The following is a 17,016-nucleotide window of genomic DNA, read 5'->3' on the forward strand; positions in this document are numbered from 1 at the left end:
AATTCCGGGCTTCTGCACGCCAGCGGGAGGATCCTAGGAGGTTGCGGCCAATGAAGCTTGCAGGGCCGCGTCGGCCTCAATGAGTACCTTGGCGGCGACTTCCAGGCCCTCAACGGCACCTAGCTCGGTGTCCTCGTGTTCGATGTTCACCATCATTTCCGGATCCACCTCGTGCAATGCGCGCAAGAATTCGGTCCAGAATGCGGTGCCATGTCCCTTGCCCAAAGCCACGAAGTCCCAGGCTGAATTCTTCGGCCACTCGTTCGCCCATTCATCCCCGCCGAGGTTGGTGCGCGGTTCGTCTTCGCCCAGCTTGCGGAAGCTGTTATCCAATACGCCCTGGATGGCCGCATTCGGATTGACGCGCACATCCTTGGCTGCTGCGTGGAAGACCCATGGGCCCAGGTCGCGGACAACGGCTACTGGATCCATCTGCTGCCAGAAGAGGTGCGAGGCATCCAGTTCAACTCCGATGTTGCTGGTACCCGCCCGCTTCAACAGCTCGCGAAAGCTTGCAGGGTTGAAGACCAGGTTCTGCGGGTGCAGCTCCAGAGCAACCTTGACTCCGTGTTCGACAGCCAGCTCATCGATTTCTTTCCAGAATTCCGCGGCGATCCCGAATTGATAGTCCAGCTGGTCCAGGGCTGCCGAATTCCAGGCATTGACTACCCAGTTCGGGGTCGAAGCATTGGGGTCTCCAGCGGGCAGGCCGGACATGGTGACCACGCGGGTCTGGCCTAGGCGCGCGGCCAGCTTGATGGAGCGGCGAATGTCCTCGGCGTGCTTCTGGCCGATTTCGCGATTGGGGTGCAACGGGTTGCCGTTGCAGTTCAGCCCATAGATTTCCACGCCGGTGCCTTCGAATTGGGCGAGGAAAGCATCGCGAGCGATGTCGGATTCCAGGATCTCGTCGATGTTCGGCACGTGCACTGGGGGCAAGAAGCCGCCGGTGTTCAATTCGATGCCGGTCAGTCCCTGGGCGGCAATGACCTCCAGGGCTTCGGCCAGCGGGCGGTTGTGGAGGATTGCGTTGTAGACTCCGAGTTTCACAGTGAAACCTTCTTTCCGTCATTGGCAGCGGACTGCACGACCGCCTGGAGGACCTGCATATTGTGCACGCCCTCGTCGAATGTTGCGTTGCTGGGAAGTGCATTGCCCAGGCCGCAGACCTCGTCGAGGAAGGCGCGCGCCTGGTAGCCGAAGGCATCATTCTGGCCGAAGCCGACACCTGGCGCATCCATGGGCAGTCCGCCACTGAGGTAGGCGTGTTCCGAGCCGAGATTTACCGTGCGGTAGCCGTTGGTTGCCGAAGGGCCCTCGGTGAGCATGATTTCGATTTCCGCTGGACGCAGCTGGCTGAAGCGTGCGGCGCCCTTCTCGCAAAAGACCTCGAAGGTCAGCGTATTGGGGTGGCCGGCTGCCACGCGGGAAACTTCCAGGCTGCCTGCGGCCCCGGCGAACTGTACGTTGAACGCCGCGTAGTCGTCGTTTTCTACCGGCTCGGACGTGTCGCTCAGTTCCACGAGATCGTGGCCGGTGACGGCGCCGGCTGGCAGGAAGCGTTCGGTGATGCTGGTGCTCAGCTGGCCGCCGCTGACCGAAAGAATCTCGCCGGCCAGGAATTCGGCAACGTAGGCCAGGTGGCTTCCCACATCGGCCAGTGCGCCCGAGCCTGGCTGGCCCTTGAAGCGCCAGCTCATCGGGGCCTGCGGGTTGTGGCCGTAGTCGGTCCAGTAGCGTCCGGAGAAATGCAGCACCTTGCCCAGGGTGCCATCGGCGATCAGGTTCTGGATCGTGGCGATGCCCGGGGTGCGGCGCAAGGTGAAGCCAACGCGGGCCACGGAGTCGGCGTTGCGGGCCGCGGTGGCCATCGCTTCAGCTTCTTGAAGGGTGTCAGCCAGCGGCTTTTCGCACAAAACGTGCTTGCCGGCAGCCAGCAGGCCCTCGACTGCTTCACGGTGGAAACGGTTGGCAATAACTACCGAGACCACGTCGATATCTGGATCTGCGGCCACCTCTTGCCAGGAACCGAGCGCCTTTTCGTAGCCGTAGCGCTTGGCGACCTTGGCTGCGAGCTCGGTGTTCACGTCAGCCACGGCAACGTAGCGAAGCGGTGGCAAGTCGGAGCTGTAGAGGGTGGGTGCTGTGCGGTACCCAGCGATGTGGGACAGCCCGGCCATGCCGGCGCCAATGACGGCAATGCCGATGGTTTTTGTCATGGAATTCTCCTGGGTGAAAGCTGTTCATGGAATATTTTGGAGCGCTCCAAAAGAGTCTAGAACCTATTTCAGATCGCGGTCAAGGGGTCTGCAGGAGAAGGTTTGGAATTGGAAGGAATCAGGGCCGGCGGGGTGCCGCGCAGGTGCCGCGCTCGATGAGCAGCGGCTCCATCAGCACGCGCTGGGCTTCGCGTTCGGGATTGGCGAGCCGGGAGAGCACCTGCTGGGCCACGTGCAATCCAAGCTCGTGGTTGCGGCTATCCACGGTTGTCAGGCGCAGCAGGTGGGTGCCGGAGAGCGGCGAGTTGTCGTAGCCGATGATTGACAAATCCCCAGGTGTCGACAGGCCGGCTTCCCGGGCGGCTGCCATGGCTCCCATGGCCATTGAGTCGTTGCCGGCCAAGATGGCCGTTGTTTCCGGGGCTTCGCCCAAAAGCTGCCGTGCGCACTGGTAGCCGGTGTCTTCGGTGGTCAATTCGCTGACCGAAACTATGCGCTCTTCGAGTCCCGCGGCCTTCATTGCCTCCTGGTACCCGGCCAGGCGCAGCATCGAGGCTCCGCCGCCACCGGCGATGTGGCCAATATTCCGGTGGCCCAGCGAAACCAGGTACTCGATGGCTTGGCGTGCCCCGAGCCTGTCGTCACTGGAAGAAATGGCCGCGCCGCGAACCTGGGTGGCGCGATTGCCGGCCACAATGACCGGAACCTGCGCTGAAAAGCGCATGGCAGGAGTCGGTTCGGTGGCCAGTACCAAAGCCTCTACCCGGGTGCTGAGGAATCCATCGAGCGGGTCCGACTCGACGTGGGTGTTGAGTGCCCGGTCGGAAACTGCGATGCGCAATCCTGCGCTTGCCAGTCCTTCTTGGAGCCCGCGAAGAAGTTCCACGAACCAGACGTTGGTGTAGTCGTCGATGACTACGCCGACTGTCTGGCTCGTGCCGCCGGCAAGTGCCGTGGCGGCCTGGCTGGGGCGGTAATCCAGTTCCTTGATGGCGGCCAGTACTGCCGCGCGACGTGCTTCCGAGACGCTGGGGGAGCCGCGCAGCACCAGGGACACCAGCGACTTGGAAACACCTGCGGCCTGGGCAACGTCGTAGATGGTCGCTCGACGGCGTGCTGCGGCCACAGTTCCTCCTGGGGGTGTCGGTTGTTCTCGTTAAGAGCCTAGCGTTTTGCTCGAGCGCACGGCCGTGAGGGGGTGGATTCTGCTCGTCGAACTTCGCGGGCCACGCCATGAAGCCAGGACATGGCATGTGGAAATTTTTTTATTTTCAACGTCCGAAACAGATGGAAAACCCCGGAATTCCGCGGATTTGTCCACACCATGTTACTCATGTTGTAAATATGTCAGTACAAACCTTTGACAGTGCCGAATTCATGGTGCAAAGTATTTCTTGTGGCACCGTTCACATCTTCGGCAGTTGGCCGATCCCTGAACTTCTGACTCGAAAGGACGTCGATCTGCGTGACTTACGACGTACTCACCCTCGGACGCATCAGCGTCGACGTGTATCCGAATGACATCGGCGTTTCCCTCGCGGATGTGAACACATTCAGCAAGTACCTCGGCGGCTCCGCCACCAACGTCGCCGTGGCGGCCGCCCGGCACGGCCGAGCAGCCGGTGTGATCACCAAAATCGGCGACGACGACTTCGGCACATTCCTGGAACGCGAATTGGACCGCTTCGGCGTGGACCGCACCCAGGTAGCCCGCGACGCCACGTTGCAGACGCCAGTCACCTTCTGCGCCATCATGCCGCCGGACGACTTCCCGCTGTACTTCTACGGACGCTTCCCGATGGCGCCGGACTGGAACATCGACAGCAGCGACATCGACCTCCAAGCCGTCAAGGACTCCAGGATCTTCTGGAGCACCGTCACCGGCTTGAGCCGCGAACCTTCGCGCACCGCGCAATTGGCGGCCTATGCCGCCCGCCCAGCAGATTCCCTGGCCCAGGGTCAGTTCACCATTCTGGATTTGGACTACCGCCCGATGTTCTGGGACTCCGTGGAACAGGCCCGCGAACAGGTAGCGCGTGCCCTGCCATCGGCCACCGTGGCCATCGGCAACGACACCGAATGCTCGGTAGCCGTCGGCGAAGGCACCCCGGATGAGCAGGCCGACCGCCTGCTGGAGGCCGGAGTGCAGATTGCCGTGGTCAAGCTCGGCCCCGAAGGGGTCATGGCCAAAACCCGCACCGAGCGCGTGGTTTCCGCGCCGGTCCCGGTGCAGACCGCTAACGGACTGGGTGCCGGAGATTCCTTCGGCGGCGCCTTCTGCCACGGACTGCTCTCCGGCTGGCCGCTGGAACAGGTGCTTGACTACGCCAATGCCGCCGGAGCCATTGTGGCCTCGAAGGTTGCCTGCTCCGACGCCATGCCGGACCCGGAAGAAGTCAATGCCCTGCTGGCCGAGCGCGGCCGCACCGTCCCCGACTCCCAGAAAGACCTGGTCTAGAAATGAAACAGGCATCAGAGCTGCCAGTGGACCGGGAAGACCCGCGCCGCTACGAATCCATCACCCGCCAGCGGCTGGAAGACCCGGCCTCGGTGCAGCGCGCCGCTTCGCTGCGCCGGAAGCACGCCGGCCCGGTGCTGGGACGGCAGAACTTCATCATCGCCGCCGACCACCCGGCCCGCGGCGCCCTGTCCGTGGGCAAGCGCGCCACGGCCATGGCCGACCGCCGCCAGCTGCTGGACCGGCTGCAGATCGCCTTGCAGAACCCCGCCTGCGACGGGGTGCTGGCCTCGCCCGATATCCTCGATGACCTGCTGCTGCTGGGCGCGCTGGAAGGCAAGCTGGTCTTCGGATCGATGAACCGCGGCGGGCTCACCGGCTTGGTCAACGAGATCGACGACCGCTTTACCGGGCACAGCGCGGCCGCCCTGGCTGCCCTGGGCGCCGACGGCGGCAAGATGCTCACCCGGATCAGCTACGAGGATCCGGACACCGTGAAAACCCTGGCCGCTACCGCCGACGCCGTGTCGGATCTGGCCCGGCACCAGCTGGTGGCCATGGTCGAGCCGTTCATCTCCAAGCGGGCCGAGGGCAAGGTAGTCAACGACCTGCGCCCGGAGGCAGTGATCAAGTCCATGGGCATCGCCTCGGGACTGGGCGAAACCAGCGCCTACACCTGGCTGAAGATTCCCGTGGTCCAGGAGATGGAACGGGTCATGGCCGCGACCACCCTGCCCACGGTCCTGCTCGGCGGGGATCCATCGGGCAGTCCCGACGAGGTCTTCGCCTCGTGGCAGGCGGCGCTGGCCCTGCCTTCGGTGCAGGGGCTGACCGTAGGCCGGACCCTGCTGTATCCCGAGGACGGGGATGTGGCCGCCGCCGTGGCAACCGCCGCATCGCTACTGGACACCACCGCAACCGTACGCAGCTGAGAAGGACGAAGCTCGATGACTACACGCACAATGACCGTTGCCCAGGCGGTCGTGGAATTCCTGGGCCGCCAGTACACGGTGGATTCCATCGGCGGCACGCACTACCGCGAACGGCTGATTCCGGGCATGTTCGGGATTTTCGGCCACGGGAATGTTGCCGGGGTGGGCCAGGCGCTGAAGCAGTGGCAGGCCAAGGACCCGAGCCTCATGCCGTACTACCAGGGCCGCAATGAGCAGGCCCAGTCGCACCAGGCCGTCGCCTACGCGCGGCACACCCGCCGGCGCGCCACCTACGCGGTCTCCACCTCCATCGGCCCCGGGTCCTCCAACTTGCTCACCGGTGCGGCGCTGGCCACCGCCAACCGCCTGCCGGTGCTGCTGCTGCCTTCGGACACCTTCGCCACCCGCGCCGCGGACCCGGTGCTCCAGCAGCTGGAAATGCCGCACGGCTACGACATCACCGTCAACGACGCCTTCCGCCCGCTGTCCAAGTACTTCGACCGGGTCACGCGACCCGAGCAGCTGGCCAGTGCCTTGCACCACGGGTTGCGGGTGCTCACCGACCCCGCCGAAACCGGAGCGGTGACCATCTCCTTGCCGCAGGACGTGCAGGCCGAAGCCTTCGACTTCCCGGAAGAGCTCTTTGCCGAGCGCGAGTGGAAGATCCGCCGCCCGGCACCGGAATCCGAGGACATCGCGGCCGCCGCGGCCATGATCCGCGAAGCCAAGCGCCCATTGATCGTCGCAGGCGGCGGCGTGCTGTACGCCTACGCCACCGAGGAGCTGGCCGCCTTCTGCGAAGCCACCGGCATCCCCGTGGGCAATACCCAGGCCGGGGTGGGCGTGCTGCCGTGGGATTCCAAGTACTCCCTGGGCGCCATCGGCTCCACCGGCACCACCGCGGCCAATGCGCTGGCCGAGCAAGCGGACCTGGTCATCGGCATCGGCACCCGCTATGAGGACTTCACCACCGCCAGCCGCACCGCATTCCAGAACCCGGACGTGAAGTTCGTGAACATCAACGTGGCCGCGCTGGACGCCTACAAGCACGGCACCGTGCTGCCGGTGGTCGCCGATGCCCGCAAAGCGCTGATCGCGCTGCGCGAGGCGCTGACCGGGTACCGGGTCGAGGGGGCCCTGGAAGTCCAGGCCGCCACCGAGAAGCAGCGCTGGGACGCGACCGTTGATGCGGCCTTCGCCGAGCGGCTGAGCCCGCTGGTCAGCCAGAACGCCATCATCGGAGCGGTGAACCAGGCCATGGATCCGCGCGATGTGGTGGTCTGCGCCGCCGGCTCGCTGCCCGGGGACCTGCACAAGATGTGGCGGGTCTCCGACCCGTTCGGCTACCACGTGGAATACGGCTTCTCCTGCATGGGATACGAGATCGCCGGCGGGCTGGGCATCAAGCGCGCCGCCCTTGCTGAAACCGCGCGAGGCTCCGAAGAGTCCCGCGACGTCGTGGTGATGGTGGGTGACGGCTCCTACCTGATGATGCACACCGAGCTGGTCACCGCCGTGGCCGAAGGCCTGAAGCTGATCACCGTGCTGATACAGAACCATGGCTACGCCTCCATCGGAGCCCTGTCCGAATCACTGGGCTCCCAGCGTTTCGGCACCAAGTACCGCACGCTCGATGCCCAGCGCCACAGCTTCGATGATGGTGCGACCTTGCCAGTGGACCTGGCTGCCAACGCCGAGTCGCTGGGCGTGAAGGTCATCCGGATCGAGCCCGGGCCCCAAGCCATCGATGAGCTCTCGGCGGCCATCGCCCAGGCCAAGGCCGCGCCCGAGGGTTCGGGGCCGATCCTGATCCACATCGAATCCGACCTCTACGCCGATGCTCCCTCCAGCGAGTCCTGGTGGGATGTGCCGGTCAGCGAGGTCGCCGAGCTGGACTCCACCACCCAGGCCCGCAAGACCTACGCCGAGCACAAATCCCGCCAGAAGCCCCTGCTGGGCTAGGCGCACCGCACCAGACCAACTCGAATACCGAAAGACGTGAACCCATGACTGCTACCGCTACCGAAGTCACCGAAATCCTGCACTACATCAACGGCAAGCCCAGCGCCGGCACCGGCACCGCCACCCAGCCGGTCTACAACCCGGCAACCGGAGAAATCACCGGCCAGCTGCACCTGGCCAGCGGCGAGGACCTGCAGCAGGCTGTGGCCGTGGCCAAGGCCGCCTCCGAAACCTGGGGCGAAGTATCGATCGCCAAGCGCAGCAAGATCCTCTTCCGCTTCCAGCAGCTGCTCACCGAGCACACCGGCGAGCTGGCCCGCATCGTCACCTCCGAGCACGGCAAGGTCCTCTCCGACGCCGCCGGCGAGATCAGCCGCGGCATCGAAGTGGTGGAGTATGCCTGCGGCATCTCCCAGGCGCTGAAGGGCGAATACTCCGACCAGGTCTCCACCGGCATCGACGTGTTCTCCTTCCGCCAGCCGTTGGGCGTGGTCGCCGGCATCACCCCGTTCAACTTCCCGGTGATGGTGCCGCTGTGGATGGCACCGGTGGCCATTGCCACCGGCAACGCCTTCATCCTCAAGCCTTCCGAGCGCGACCCTTCGGCCGCCTTGCTGATCGCCGAGCTGTTCAAGGAAGCCGGCCTGCCCGACGGCGTTTTCCAGGTGCTGCACGGCGGCAAGGAAACCGTGGACGGGCTGCTCACCCACCCGGATGTGGATGGCATCTCCTTTGTCGGTTCCACTCCGATCGCCAAGTACGTGCACGAAACCGCCACCAAGCACGGCAAGCGCGTGCAGGCCCTGGGCGGAGCGAAGAACCACGCGGTGATCATGCCCGATGCCGATATGGACTTGGCCGCCGACCACATCAACGCCGCCGCTTTCGGCTCCGCGGGCCAGCGCTGCATGGCCATCTCCGTGGCCGTCGCCGTGGGCGCTGCCGCCGACGGCCTGGTGGACAAGCTCGCCGAGCATGCCCGCAACGTCAACGTCTCGAACGGCTTCGATGAGACGGCGGATATGGGACCGGTGATCACCCCGGCCTCGAAGTCCCGCCTGCAGAAGATCGTTGGCGAGGCGCAGGAAGCTGGCGCCGCGCTGGTCATCGACGGACGCGACCTGGTGGTCAAGGACCACGAGAACGGGTTCTTTGTCGGCCCGACCATCATCGACAAAGTCAGCCGCGAGATGAGCGCCTACACCGAGGAGATCTTCGGCCCGGTACTGGTGGTGCTGCGCGTAGACAGCCTGGAAGAAGCCATCGAAGTGGTCAACGCGAACCCCTACGGCAACGGCACGGCCATCTTCACCTCCTCCGGCGCCCACGCCCGCACCTACACCCGCCGCATCCAGGTAGGCATGGTCGGGGTCAACGTGCCGCTGCCGGTGCCGGTTGCCTGGCACTCCTTCGGAGGCTGGAAGGACTCGCTGTTCGGCGAGCACCACATCTACGGCCCGGACGGCGTGCGCTTCTACACCCGGGGCAAGGCCATCACGCAGCGCTGGCCGGAGCCGGCCCAGGGCACGGCCGCCACCTTCAACTTCCCCTCCAACTAGGCACCTTGAACAGAAGATAAGGTACGCACCATGGCACAGAACATCACCATTGGGACTGCCCCCGACTCCTGGGGAGTCTGGTTTCCCGATGATCCCCAGCAGACACCCTGGCAGCGCTTCCTCGACGAAGTGGCTGAAGCCGGCTACAAGACCATTGAACTGGGTCCCTACGGGTACCTGCCCACCGACCCCGCGCAGCTGGCCGACGAGCTGGCCGCCCGCGACCTGAAGGTCTGCGCCGGCACCGTCTTCACCGCCTTCCACCGCGGTATCGACGGCAGCGCCAGCGCCTGGGAAGAAGCCTGGGAGCCAGCCCGCAAGGTGGCCGAGCTGACCGCCGCCATGGGAGGCGAGCATATTGTGGTGATCCCTGCCATGTGGCGCGACGACGTCACCGGCCAGGCCATCGAATCGGGCACCCTGGACGGTTCGGCCTGGGATTCGCTGGCCAAGGGCCATGACCGGCTGGGAAGGATCCTGCAGGAGGAATTCGGCCTCAAGCAGCAGTTCCATTCCCACGCCGACTCCCACGTCTGCGGCCAGGGCGACATCGAGAAGTTCCTTGAGCTCACCGACCCGCAATTCACCACCCTGTGCCTGGACACCGGACATGCCGAATACGGTGGAGCTTCCAGCGTGGACTTGATCCGCCGCTTCCCGGAGCGCATCGGGTACCTGCACCTGAAGCAGATCAACCCGGACATCCTGGCCACGGTCCGCGCACAGGACATGACCTGGGCCGCGGCCAACTTGGCCGGGGTGATGTGCGAACCGCCTTCCGGGTTGCCTGACCTCAACGAGGTCTTGAAGGAAGTGGAGAAGCTGGGCCGTCCGATTTTCGGAATTGTCGAACAGGACATGTACCCGGTGGCCGACTTCTCGGTGCCGCTGCCCATCGCCACCCGCACCCGCGACTACCTGCTCAGCTGCGGCTCGCGCAGCCGCGTCTAAGCAATCCCCACCTAGCCAAGAATTCTTGAAAGGACATATCGTGCCAGATAACCTGCGCGTCGCCGTCGTTGGAGCCGGGCGCATGGGCGCCGACCACATACAGCGGATCCACCACCGTATTTCCGGAGCCGAAGTCGCGGCCGTTGTCGATATCGACACCGACCGGGTCGCTGCGGCCATCGACGGGATCCCGGGTGCCAAGGGCTACTCCGACCTGTCCGCGGCGCTCGCCGACGGCGAGGTCAACGCGGTACTGCTGGCGACCCCCGGCTTCCTGCACCACGATGCACTGCTGGCGGTGCTCGAGGCAGATATTCCGGTGCTGTGCGAAAAGCCGCTGACCCCCGATGCCGCTTCCTCCTGGGAGATCGTCGAGGCCGAGGCCAAGCTGGGCCGCAAGCGCATCCAAGTGGGCTTCATGCGGCGCTTCGACGCCGAGTACCGGCAGCTGCGCCAGCTGATCGAGGACGAGAGCCTGGGCGAATTGCTGGTGCTGCACCACCAGCACCGCAATCCCTCCACCCCGGAGGGCTTCACCAATGAGATGCTGATCAACGACTCGGTGGTCCACGAATTCGACGCCATCCGCTACTTCACCGGTGACGAGATCACCTCGGTGCAGGTGCGCTTGGGCAAGGCCACCCGCAATGCTCCCAACGGCCAGCACGACCCCCAGCACGTGCTGCTGGAAACCTCGACCGGAGTGCTCGCCGACGTGGAGATCTACGTCAACGCGAAGTTCGGCTACGAGGTGGCGACCCAGGCTTCCTTCGAGGAGGGCATCGTGTCCATCGGCAATGACGCTGGACCGTATGTGCGTACCGCCGGGCAGTGGGGCGGCAAGGTCACCCCCGGCTTCGAGGAGCGTTTCGGCGCCGCCTACGATACCGAAATCCAGTCATGGGTGGACGCCGCGCTGCGAGGCGAATTGGGCGGGCCCAGCGCCTGGGACGGCTACGCCACTGCGGCCTGCTGCGAGGCTGGAGTCGAGGCCCAGCGCACCGGCGAAAAGGTGGCAGTCAAGCTGAACAGCAAGCCGGATCTCTACAGCTAAGGGCATCATGAAATACGCACTGGACCCGACCCCGTTCCATTCCACCCATTCGCTGCTCCAGTTCCCGGAACTGGCAGCGGAGCTGGGCTATGACAGCATCCAGCTGACACCGCATGCGGACATGATTCCGTTCTTCACCCACCCCAAGGCCGACGATGACCTGGTCGCGCAGCTCGCGGCCCGTTGCCGGGCTTCCGGGGTGGAGATCGCTTCGGTGCTGCCGGTACTGCGCTGGGCCTCGCCCGATGAGAATTTGCGCCAGGCCGCGGTGCGCTACTGGAAGCGCGCCATCCAGATTGCCGTGGATCTCGGCGTGAACCAGATGAACACTGAATTCTCCGGGCGGCCGGAACGCGCCGAGGAGTCCGAGGCGGCATTCTACCGCTCCATGGAAGAGCTCGTGCCAATCATTGAGCGCGAGGGCATCAATGTGGCCATTGACCCGCATCCGGATGATTTTGTCGAAGAAGGCCTGGCCGCTTGGCGGGTGATCCGCGGGGTGAACTCGCCGAATCTGTCCTTCGTCTACGTTGCTTCGCATTCCTTCCACATGAAGGACAAGCCGCTGGATATCATGCAGGCAGTGGGAGAGCGGCTGCGCGTGGTGCACGTGGCGGACACCATGAACCATCATGCCTCGCACGGGTTGCGCTACATCACCAACCCGCCGGGCAATGCGGTGCGCGTGCACCAGCATCTGAAGCTTGGCGATGGAGACGTGAACTGGGACGAATTCTTCTCCGGCCTCGTGGCCAACGGATTTGCCGACCGCCAGGACAGCGTGATGGTCTCCTGCGTTTTTGCCGAGAATGAGAACGCCGTAGCAGTCGCCAAGTACCAGTTGGAGCAGATGCGCAGCCGCGTTGACGCTGCCCGTGCCGTGCGCGCCTAGCCAAACCGGCTTCCCGAGCCGAATTGCAACATGACGAAAGCCGAATCCGCATGGGTTCGGCTTTCGTCGTCCTGCCAGGGGCCATCCTGCGCAGAAGGCGGATCCAGCAAGAGCCGCAAAATGCCGTGATGATCTGTGGGCATGGTCCCGGGAAGTGGCGGACCGGGAGGCTGCGGCAGTCCAAAAAGCAGTATCCGCCAGGACAAAATGTCCAAGAATGCTTGCCCAGAAAACACTGATGACGTATTGTCCTTACATAAGGGCTGTGAAGCCCATCACTTTCAATTATCGACGGGGCCGGAATAATGCTCAATGGCCCCCGCCGCACCGAGTGGAGGAAGCCGGATCGCAGTTGATCCGATGGATGGCCGCAGGCCAGCCACGCTTCCACCCGGGCAATCCAAAGGAGTCCCCATGTCCAGTGCGCAGAGTGCTTCTGCAGAGTCGAGTCTGCCGCCCCTTAGTCCGGGCCCCCATGCAAAACGTCTCGGTTTAATCTCCATCGTTGCCTGTTTCGGCGGTCTGCTTTTCGGCTATGACACAGGTGTTGCCAACGGTGCTGAAGGCCCGATGGCCGCCGAGCTGGGCCTGAATCTCCTGCAGATTGGCGTGGTGATCAGCTCGCTGGTCTTCGCCGCCGCAATTGGCGCACTGGTCGGTGGGCAGATCGCTGACGTGTGGGGCCGGCGGAAAACCATCATCATGCTGGCAGTCCTCTTCTTCGCGGGAAGCCTGCTGGTTGTCTTTTCGCCTGCTGGACCGGAACTGGGAACGTTCTCGCCCTTTGGCTACAGCGTGCTGATTGCCGGACGCATCATGCTCGGATTGGCCGTCGGCGGCGCATCTACGGTCGTACCGGTATACCTGGCTGAACTGGCACCGTATGAAATTCGCGGCTCGATCACCGGCCGCAATGAGTTGGCCATCGTCTCGGGCCAGCTGGCCGCCTTCGTCATGAACGCGATCATTGGAACGGTTCTGGGCGGGACAGTGGATGGCATCTGGCGTATCATGTTCGCGATTTGCGCCTTGCCGGCATTGGCGTTGTTCTTCGGCATGCTGCGCATGCCTGAATCCCCTCGCTGGCTCGTGGAAAAGCGCCGCTATGCCGAGGCGTTGCGGGTGCTCAAGACCGTGCGTTCGCCTGAGCGCGCACTGGCCGAAGTCCACGAGATCGAGATTGTCGCCGACGAGGAAAAGCTGGCTAACAAGCCGGTGGGCATCAAAGCGGTGCTGAAGAACAAATGGCTGATGCGCATCATCGCCATCGGCATCGGCGTTTCCATGACTCAGCAGCTCACGGGCATCAACTCGATCATGTACTACGGCACGCGCGTGCTGGAAGAATCCGGGATGTCAGAGCAGCAGGCAGTACTGGCGAATATCGCCTTTGGCGTGGTTGCTGTCATTGGCGGAATTATCGCCCTGCGCAACATGGACCGCATGGACCGCCGCAAGACGTTCCTGATTGGCCTGTCGCTGACCACCACCTGCCACTTGCTGGTGGCTATCGCGGGCATGCTGCTGCCAGTTGGCAGCCCGATCCGGCCAGTGGTGATCCTGATCCTGGTGGTTGCCTTCGTGATGTCCATGCAGACATTCCTGAACGTGGCCGTCTGGGTATGGCTGGCTGAAATCTTCCCGCTGCATATGCGCGGACTGGGCATTGGCATCTCGGTGTTCTTCGGCTGGACGACCAACGGCGTGCTGGCACTGTTCTTCCCATCGCTGGTCTCCGGGATCGGGATTACCGGGTCCTTCTTCATCTTCGCTGGCATCGGTGTGCTGGCACTGTTCTTCGTAGCCACGCAGGTGCCTGAAACCCGTGGACGCTCGCTGGAAGCGCTGGAAGAGGATGTTTCCACCGGAGCGATCTACCACGTCAAGCCTGCGGTCAACGCCTGAATCGCGGCGCATCGCTGAGCTGGCAAGCCCAGCCCCCGCCACGTGGCAGGGGGCTGGGCTCGCTGCTATGCCCGGGGCCTTGCCGTGCTGCCTCGCACTACCAGCTGCGGGGCATGGATGCTGGAAGCGCCCGGGGCGTTCAGGGCCGCGTGCATGGCGGCTTGGGCCAGTGCCGCGACATCTTGCCGAACGCTGGTCAGATCGGCGTGCGCCAGCCTGGCGAATTCACTGTCGTCATAGCCGACCAGGCAGATCTGCTCGGGAACATGCAGGCCGGCAAGGTCGATTGCTTGGCGGGCGCCGAGCGCCGCACGGTCATTGAAGGCCAGTACCGCTGTGGCGCGTTCGGCTGGGGCAGTTGCTTCCAGGTATTCGCGCAGGACCGTGAAAGCGGTGGCGTCATCGGGGCCAGCTGGGAGCACTTGGCCGTGCGCGTTGGCGCGGGCGGCGGATTCGGCAAAGGCCTCGCGCCGCTGTTGCGCCGCGATGGCAGATCCGCCATCCAGATGCAGCAGCCGGGTGTGGCCGAGCTGGGCCACGTGGCTGACGGCTTGTTCAACGCCGGCAGCTTCGTTGGTAATGACGGAGGGGATGCCGTCAATCGTGCGCAGCAGGCTGATTATGGGAAGCTGCTTGGAGGCGTGGACCAGTTGAGCCGGCGGAAGTTCCGGGAACAGGCCAATCACCGCTTCGACTCCCGCATCGATCAGCGTATTGAGCACTCGGCGTTCATCGCGGTGCTTGCCGGTAGCGCCCAGGATGATCTCGAAGCCGTTCTGGTCTGCCTGCTCGTACAGGGCATCGGCCAATTCCGCATGCAACGGTTCTCCCAGCGCCAGGGCCAGACCGATGGTCCGGCTGCGGCTGCTGCGCAGCGACCGCGCGCGCGAATCCGGGCGGTAACCCAACTCCGCGGCCGCCTGCTTGACTCGGGACCGGGATTCTTCGCTGGCACCCTCGGCACCGCGCATGACAATCGAGGCCAGCGCTACCGAGACCCCAGAGGCGCGGGCGACGTCGGCCAGTGTGGGGCGTTTTGCAGGGGGTGTCGGCATGGGCGGAACTTTCTTCTAGAACGTTATAGACAGTTGCTATCCAGTGTGCCATGATTTTCCTGAACACTAAATCTAGAACGTTCTAGGAGAGACTTCATGGCTTACCAGACCCTGCCAGAAACTTCAGTAAAGCCGCTGCGCCTGGCCGTTATCGGTACCGGGTGGATCGGAGCATTCCACGCCCGCACCGTGGCGCAGCATCTGCCGGATGCGCTATTGCATGTCATAGCGGACCCGGCGCCGGGCCGGGCCGCTGAACTGGCCGCTGAGCTTGGTTGCCCGAACTACACCGAAGACATCGCCGACGTGCTTGCCGACGACAGCGTGGACGCCGTGGTTATCGGGGCGCCTTCGAGCTTCCATGCCGGCTTGATCGCCCAAGCCGCCGCAGCCGGAAAGCACATCTTCTGCGAAAAGCCGGCAGCGCACGCGTTGTCGGACTTGGACGCCGCGCTTGACGCCGTGGAGGCTTCCGGGGTGCTGCTGCAGATCGGTTTCAACCGGCGCTTCTCCCGGGACTTCGCCGTTGTGGCGGAACAGGTGCATTCCGGAGTTATTGGCACCCCGCAACTGCTGCGCTCGCTGACCCGGGATCCAGAAGTGGCCGGCGGGCTGCCCAACGCGGCAAAGATCCGTTCCCACGTCATTTTCACTGAAACCCTGATCCACGATTTTGACACCCTGAACTGGTTGAACCCGGGAGCCGAAGCAGTGGAAGTCCACGTCATGTCCGATGCGCTGGTGGCCCCTGAGCACCGGGGCTCCGGTTTGCTGGATACCGCCGTGGTGAGCCTGCGCTACTCCAATGGGGCAATCGCCGTGGCCGAGGCGAACTTCTCGGCCAGCTACGGCTATGACGTGCGCGGAGAAGTCTTCGGTTCAAAGGGCATGGTGCAGGCAGGCAATCCGGTGCAGCTGGCCGCGGCCAGCTTCGACAGCCAGGGAGCGCATGCGCCAACCGAACGGTTGAACATCGAGCTATTCGCCCAGGCCTACCGCGAGCAGCTCTCGGTCTTCGCCCGCAAGATCCGGGGCTTGCGCGAGGATACGGCTGATGCGGCCCTGGCGGTCCCCACCGGCGCCGACGCCCGCGCAGCCCTGCGCATCGCACTGGCGGCCTTGGAATCCGCAGAATCCGGGCTGCCGGTCAAGTTGGAATCCGCCACCCGCCTTGCGGTGAACCCATGAACGGGCAACTGGCGGTCTGTGCCGAAATGGTCTTCCTGGACCTTCCGCTGATCGACCGGGTGAAGCGCCTGGACGAGGCCGGCTTTGAAATAGAACTCTGGGATATCCGGGGCAAGGACCTGCCGGCATTGGCGGCCACCGGCGCCCGTTTCGGCTCCATGACAGGCTACAGCGCAGGCAGCCTCTGCGATCCGGACAGCGCGGGCGAAGTTGTTCGCACCGCCAAGGAATTGATCCCGGCAGCCCAGCAGCTGGGCATCCACCGGCTAGTTGTGCATCCGGCCCAGCTCGTTGACGGGCAGGCGGCCAGCCCGCAATTCCGGGCTACCGGAGAGATGTGGCTCACCGCAGCGCGAACGCTGGAAGCACTGGGCCGCATCGGCGAAGAGCACCAGGTCACCTTCATGCTGGAGAACCTGAACACGATCCTGGATCACCCTGGAATCCCGCTGGGACGCGCCAAGGACACGATGTCCCTGGTCAAGGCCGTCGGGCACCCGAACGTGAAGATGATGCTGGACCTGTACCACGCCCAAATTGGCGAGGGGAACCTCATCGAACTGGTGCGCTCGGCGCTTCCGCACATTGGGGAAATCCAGGTCGCAGACGTACCCGGACGGTGCGAGCCGGGCACCGGGGAGATCAACTATCTGGCCGTCGCCCGTGTGCTGGCCGAGCTGGGTTATTCTGGCCCGATCGGCATGGAGGCCTACGCCAGCGCAGATTCCGAAGGAGCCATCGCGGCCTTTGCCCAGGCGTTTTCACCGCTGTCCAAGCCCGTGGCGCGCTAGCATCATGCACCGAGCATCGGAATGAGAGTCTAAAGCCCAGTGGCGGGGGG

At 64.3% G+C, this 17,016-nt stretch carries 14 protein-coding genes; 10 read left to right on the forward strand and 4 right to left on the reverse strand.

The window, feature by feature from the left end; all coding sequences use genetic code 11:
• Nucleotides 1-33: 33 nt before the first annotated feature.
• The 3 genes from ACNPM8_RS03905 to ACNPM8_RS03915 all read right to left on the reverse strand — a co-directional run bounded on the left by ACNPM8_RS03905 (nt 34) and on the right by ACNPM8_RS03915 (nt 3,345).
• The gene (locus ACNPM8_RS03905; protein WP_402697064.1) at nt 34-1,050 is read right to left on the reverse strand and encodes a sugar phosphate isomerase/epimerase family protein; all 1,017 of its coding nucleotides are present in this window, start codon (nt 1,048-1,050) and stop codon (nt 34-36) included.
• Nucleotides 1,047-2,219 carry a Gfo/Idh/MocA family protein gene (locus ACNPM8_RS03910; RefSeq protein ID WP_448939322.1) on the reverse strand — a complete coding sequence of 391 codons (1,173 nt, stop codon included), beginning with the start codon at nt 2,217-2,219 and terminating at the stop codon, nt 1,047-1,049. The genes ACNPM8_RS03905 and ACNPM8_RS03910 overlap by 4 nt, the downstream gene beginning before the upstream one ends.
• Nucleotides 2,220-2,337: 118 nt before the next feature.
• A complete protein-coding gene (locus ACNPM8_RS03915) occupies nt 2,338-3,345 on the reverse strand; it encodes a LacI family DNA-binding transcriptional regulator (RefSeq protein WP_448939323.1) in 1,008 nt (335 codons plus the stop codon).
• A 339-nt stretch (nt 3,346-3,684) separates the two neighbouring features.
• Between ACNPM8_RS03915 and iolC the strand changes: the two genes are divergently transcribed.
• The 8 genes from iolC to ACNPM8_RS03955 all read left to right on the forward strand — a co-directional run bounded on the left by iolC (nt 3,685) and on the right by ACNPM8_RS03955 (nt 13,932).
• Nucleotides 3,685-4,677: a 5-dehydro-2-deoxygluconokinase gene (iolC, locus tag ACNPM8_RS03920; RefSeq protein WP_105656549.1), complete on the forward strand. Its 993-nt coding sequence runs from the start codon at nt 3,685-3,687 to the stop codon at nt 4,675-4,677.
• 2 nt (nt 4,678-4,679) lie between these two features.
• Nucleotides 4,680-5,609 carry a Cgl0159 family (beta/alpha)8-fold protein gene (locus tag ACNPM8_RS03925; protein WP_105656548.1) on the forward strand — a complete coding sequence of 310 codons (930 nt, stop codon included), beginning with the start codon at nt 4,680-4,682 and terminating at the stop codon, nt 5,607-5,609.
• 30 nt (nt 5,610-5,639) lie between these two features.
• Nucleotides 5,640-7,571, forward strand: a complete 1,932-nt coding sequence (gene iolD, locus ACNPM8_RS03930) for a 3D-(3,5/4)-trihydroxycyclohexane-1,2-dione acylhydrolase (decyclizing) (RefSeq protein WP_332731430.1) — start codon at nt 5,640-5,642, stop codon at nt 7,569-7,571.
• Between the two features lie 44 nt (nt 7,572-7,615).
• Entirely contained in the window at nt 7,616-9,130 is a 1,515-nt protein-coding gene (locus ACNPM8_RS03935; protein WP_448939324.1) for a CoA-acylating methylmalonate-semialdehyde dehydrogenase, read from the forward strand.
• A gap of 30 nt (nt 9,131-9,160) precedes the next feature.
• Nucleotides 9,161-10,081, forward strand: a complete 921-nt coding sequence (locus ACNPM8_RS03940; RefSeq protein ID WP_105662240.1) for a sugar phosphate isomerase/epimerase family protein — start codon at nt 9,161-9,163, stop codon at nt 10,079-10,081.
• 40 nt (nt 10,082-10,121) lie between these two features.
• Nucleotides 10,122-11,135, forward strand: coding sequence for a Gfo/Idh/MocA family protein (locus tag ACNPM8_RS03945; RefSeq protein ID WP_448939325.1), 1,014 nt, complete (start codon nt 10,122-10,124; stop codon nt 11,133-11,135).
• Nucleotides 11,136-11,142: 7 nt separating this feature from the next.
• Nucleotides 11,143-12,027 carry a sugar phosphate isomerase/epimerase family protein gene (locus ACNPM8_RS03950; protein WP_105656543.1) on the forward strand — a complete coding sequence of 295 codons (885 nt, stop codon included), beginning with the start codon at nt 11,143-11,145 and terminating at the stop codon, nt 12,025-12,027.
• Between the two features lie 414 nt (nt 12,028-12,441).
• Nucleotides 12,442-13,932, forward strand: coding sequence for a sugar porter family MFS transporter (locus ACNPM8_RS03955; RefSeq protein ID WP_133833848.1), 1,491 nt, complete (start codon nt 12,442-12,444; stop codon nt 13,930-13,932).
• 65 nt (nt 13,933-13,997) lie between these two features.
• On the opposite strand, the gene ACNPM8_RS03960 is transcribed toward ACNPM8_RS03955, so the two are convergent.
• The gene (locus ACNPM8_RS03960) at nt 13,998-14,987 is read right to left on the reverse strand and encodes a LacI family DNA-binding transcriptional regulator (protein ID WP_133833849.1); all 990 of its coding nucleotides are present in this window, start codon (nt 14,985-14,987) and stop codon (nt 13,998-14,000) included.
• A gap of 96 nt (nt 14,988-15,083) precedes the next feature.
• Between ACNPM8_RS03960 and ACNPM8_RS03965 the strand changes: the two genes are divergently transcribed.
• Both ACNPM8_RS03965 and ACNPM8_RS03970 read left to right on the forward strand, forming a co-directional pair.
• The gene (locus ACNPM8_RS03965) at nt 15,084-16,175 is read left to right on the forward strand and encodes a Gfo/Idh/MocA family oxidoreductase (RefSeq protein WP_105656540.1); all 1,092 of its coding nucleotides are present in this window, start codon (nt 15,084-15,086) and stop codon (nt 16,173-16,175) included.
• Nucleotides 16,172-16,966, forward strand: coding sequence for a TIM barrel protein (locus ACNPM8_RS03970; RefSeq protein ID WP_105656539.1), 795 nt, complete (start codon nt 16,172-16,174; stop codon nt 16,964-16,966). Before ACNPM8_RS03965 ends, ACNPM8_RS03970 begins: the two co-directional genes overlap by 4 nt.
• The last annotated feature ends 50 nt before the right edge of the window (nt 16,967-17,016 follow it).

Source organism: Glutamicibacter sp. AGC46, from assembly GCF_053543715.1.

Coding starts and splice junctions, on each gene's coding strand:
- ACNPM8_RS03955 (WP_133833848.1), top strand. CDS start 12,442: ATGTCCAGTGCGCAGAGTGCTTCTGCAGAGTCGAGTCTGCCGCCCCTT.
- ACNPM8_RS03950 (WP_105656543.1), top strand. CDS start 11,143: ATGAAATACGCACTGGACCCGACCCCGTTCCATTCCACCCATTCGCTG.
- ACNPM8_RS03910 (WP_448939322.1), bottom strand. CDS start 2,219: ATGACAAAAACCATCGGCATTGCCGTCATTGGCGCCGGCATGGCCGGG.
- ACNPM8_RS03960 (WP_133833849.1), bottom strand. CDS start 14,987: ATGCCGACACCCCCTGCAAAACGCCCCACACTGGCCGACGTCGCCCGC.
- ACNPM8_RS03940 (WP_105662240.1), top strand. CDS start 9,161: ATGGCACAGAACATCACCATTGGGACTGCCCCCGACTCCTGGGGAGTC.
- iolD (WP_332731430.1), top strand. CDS start 5,640: ATGACCGTTGCCCAGGCGGTCGTGGAATTCCTGGGCCGCCAGTACACG.
- ACNPM8_RS03935 (WP_448939324.1), top strand. CDS start 7,616: ATGACTGCTACCGCTACCGAAGTCACCGAAATCCTGCACTACATCAAC.
- ACNPM8_RS03970 (WP_105656539.1), top strand. CDS start 16,172: ATGAACGGGCAACTGGCGGTCTGTGCCGAAATGGTCTTCCTGGACCTT.
- ACNPM8_RS03925 (WP_105656548.1), top strand. CDS start 4,680: ATGAAACAGGCATCAGAGCTGCCAGTGGACCGGGAAGACCCGCGCCGC.
- ACNPM8_RS03965 (WP_105656540.1), top strand. CDS start 15,084: ATGGCTTACCAGACCCTGCCAGAAACTTCAGTAAAGCCGCTGCGCCTG.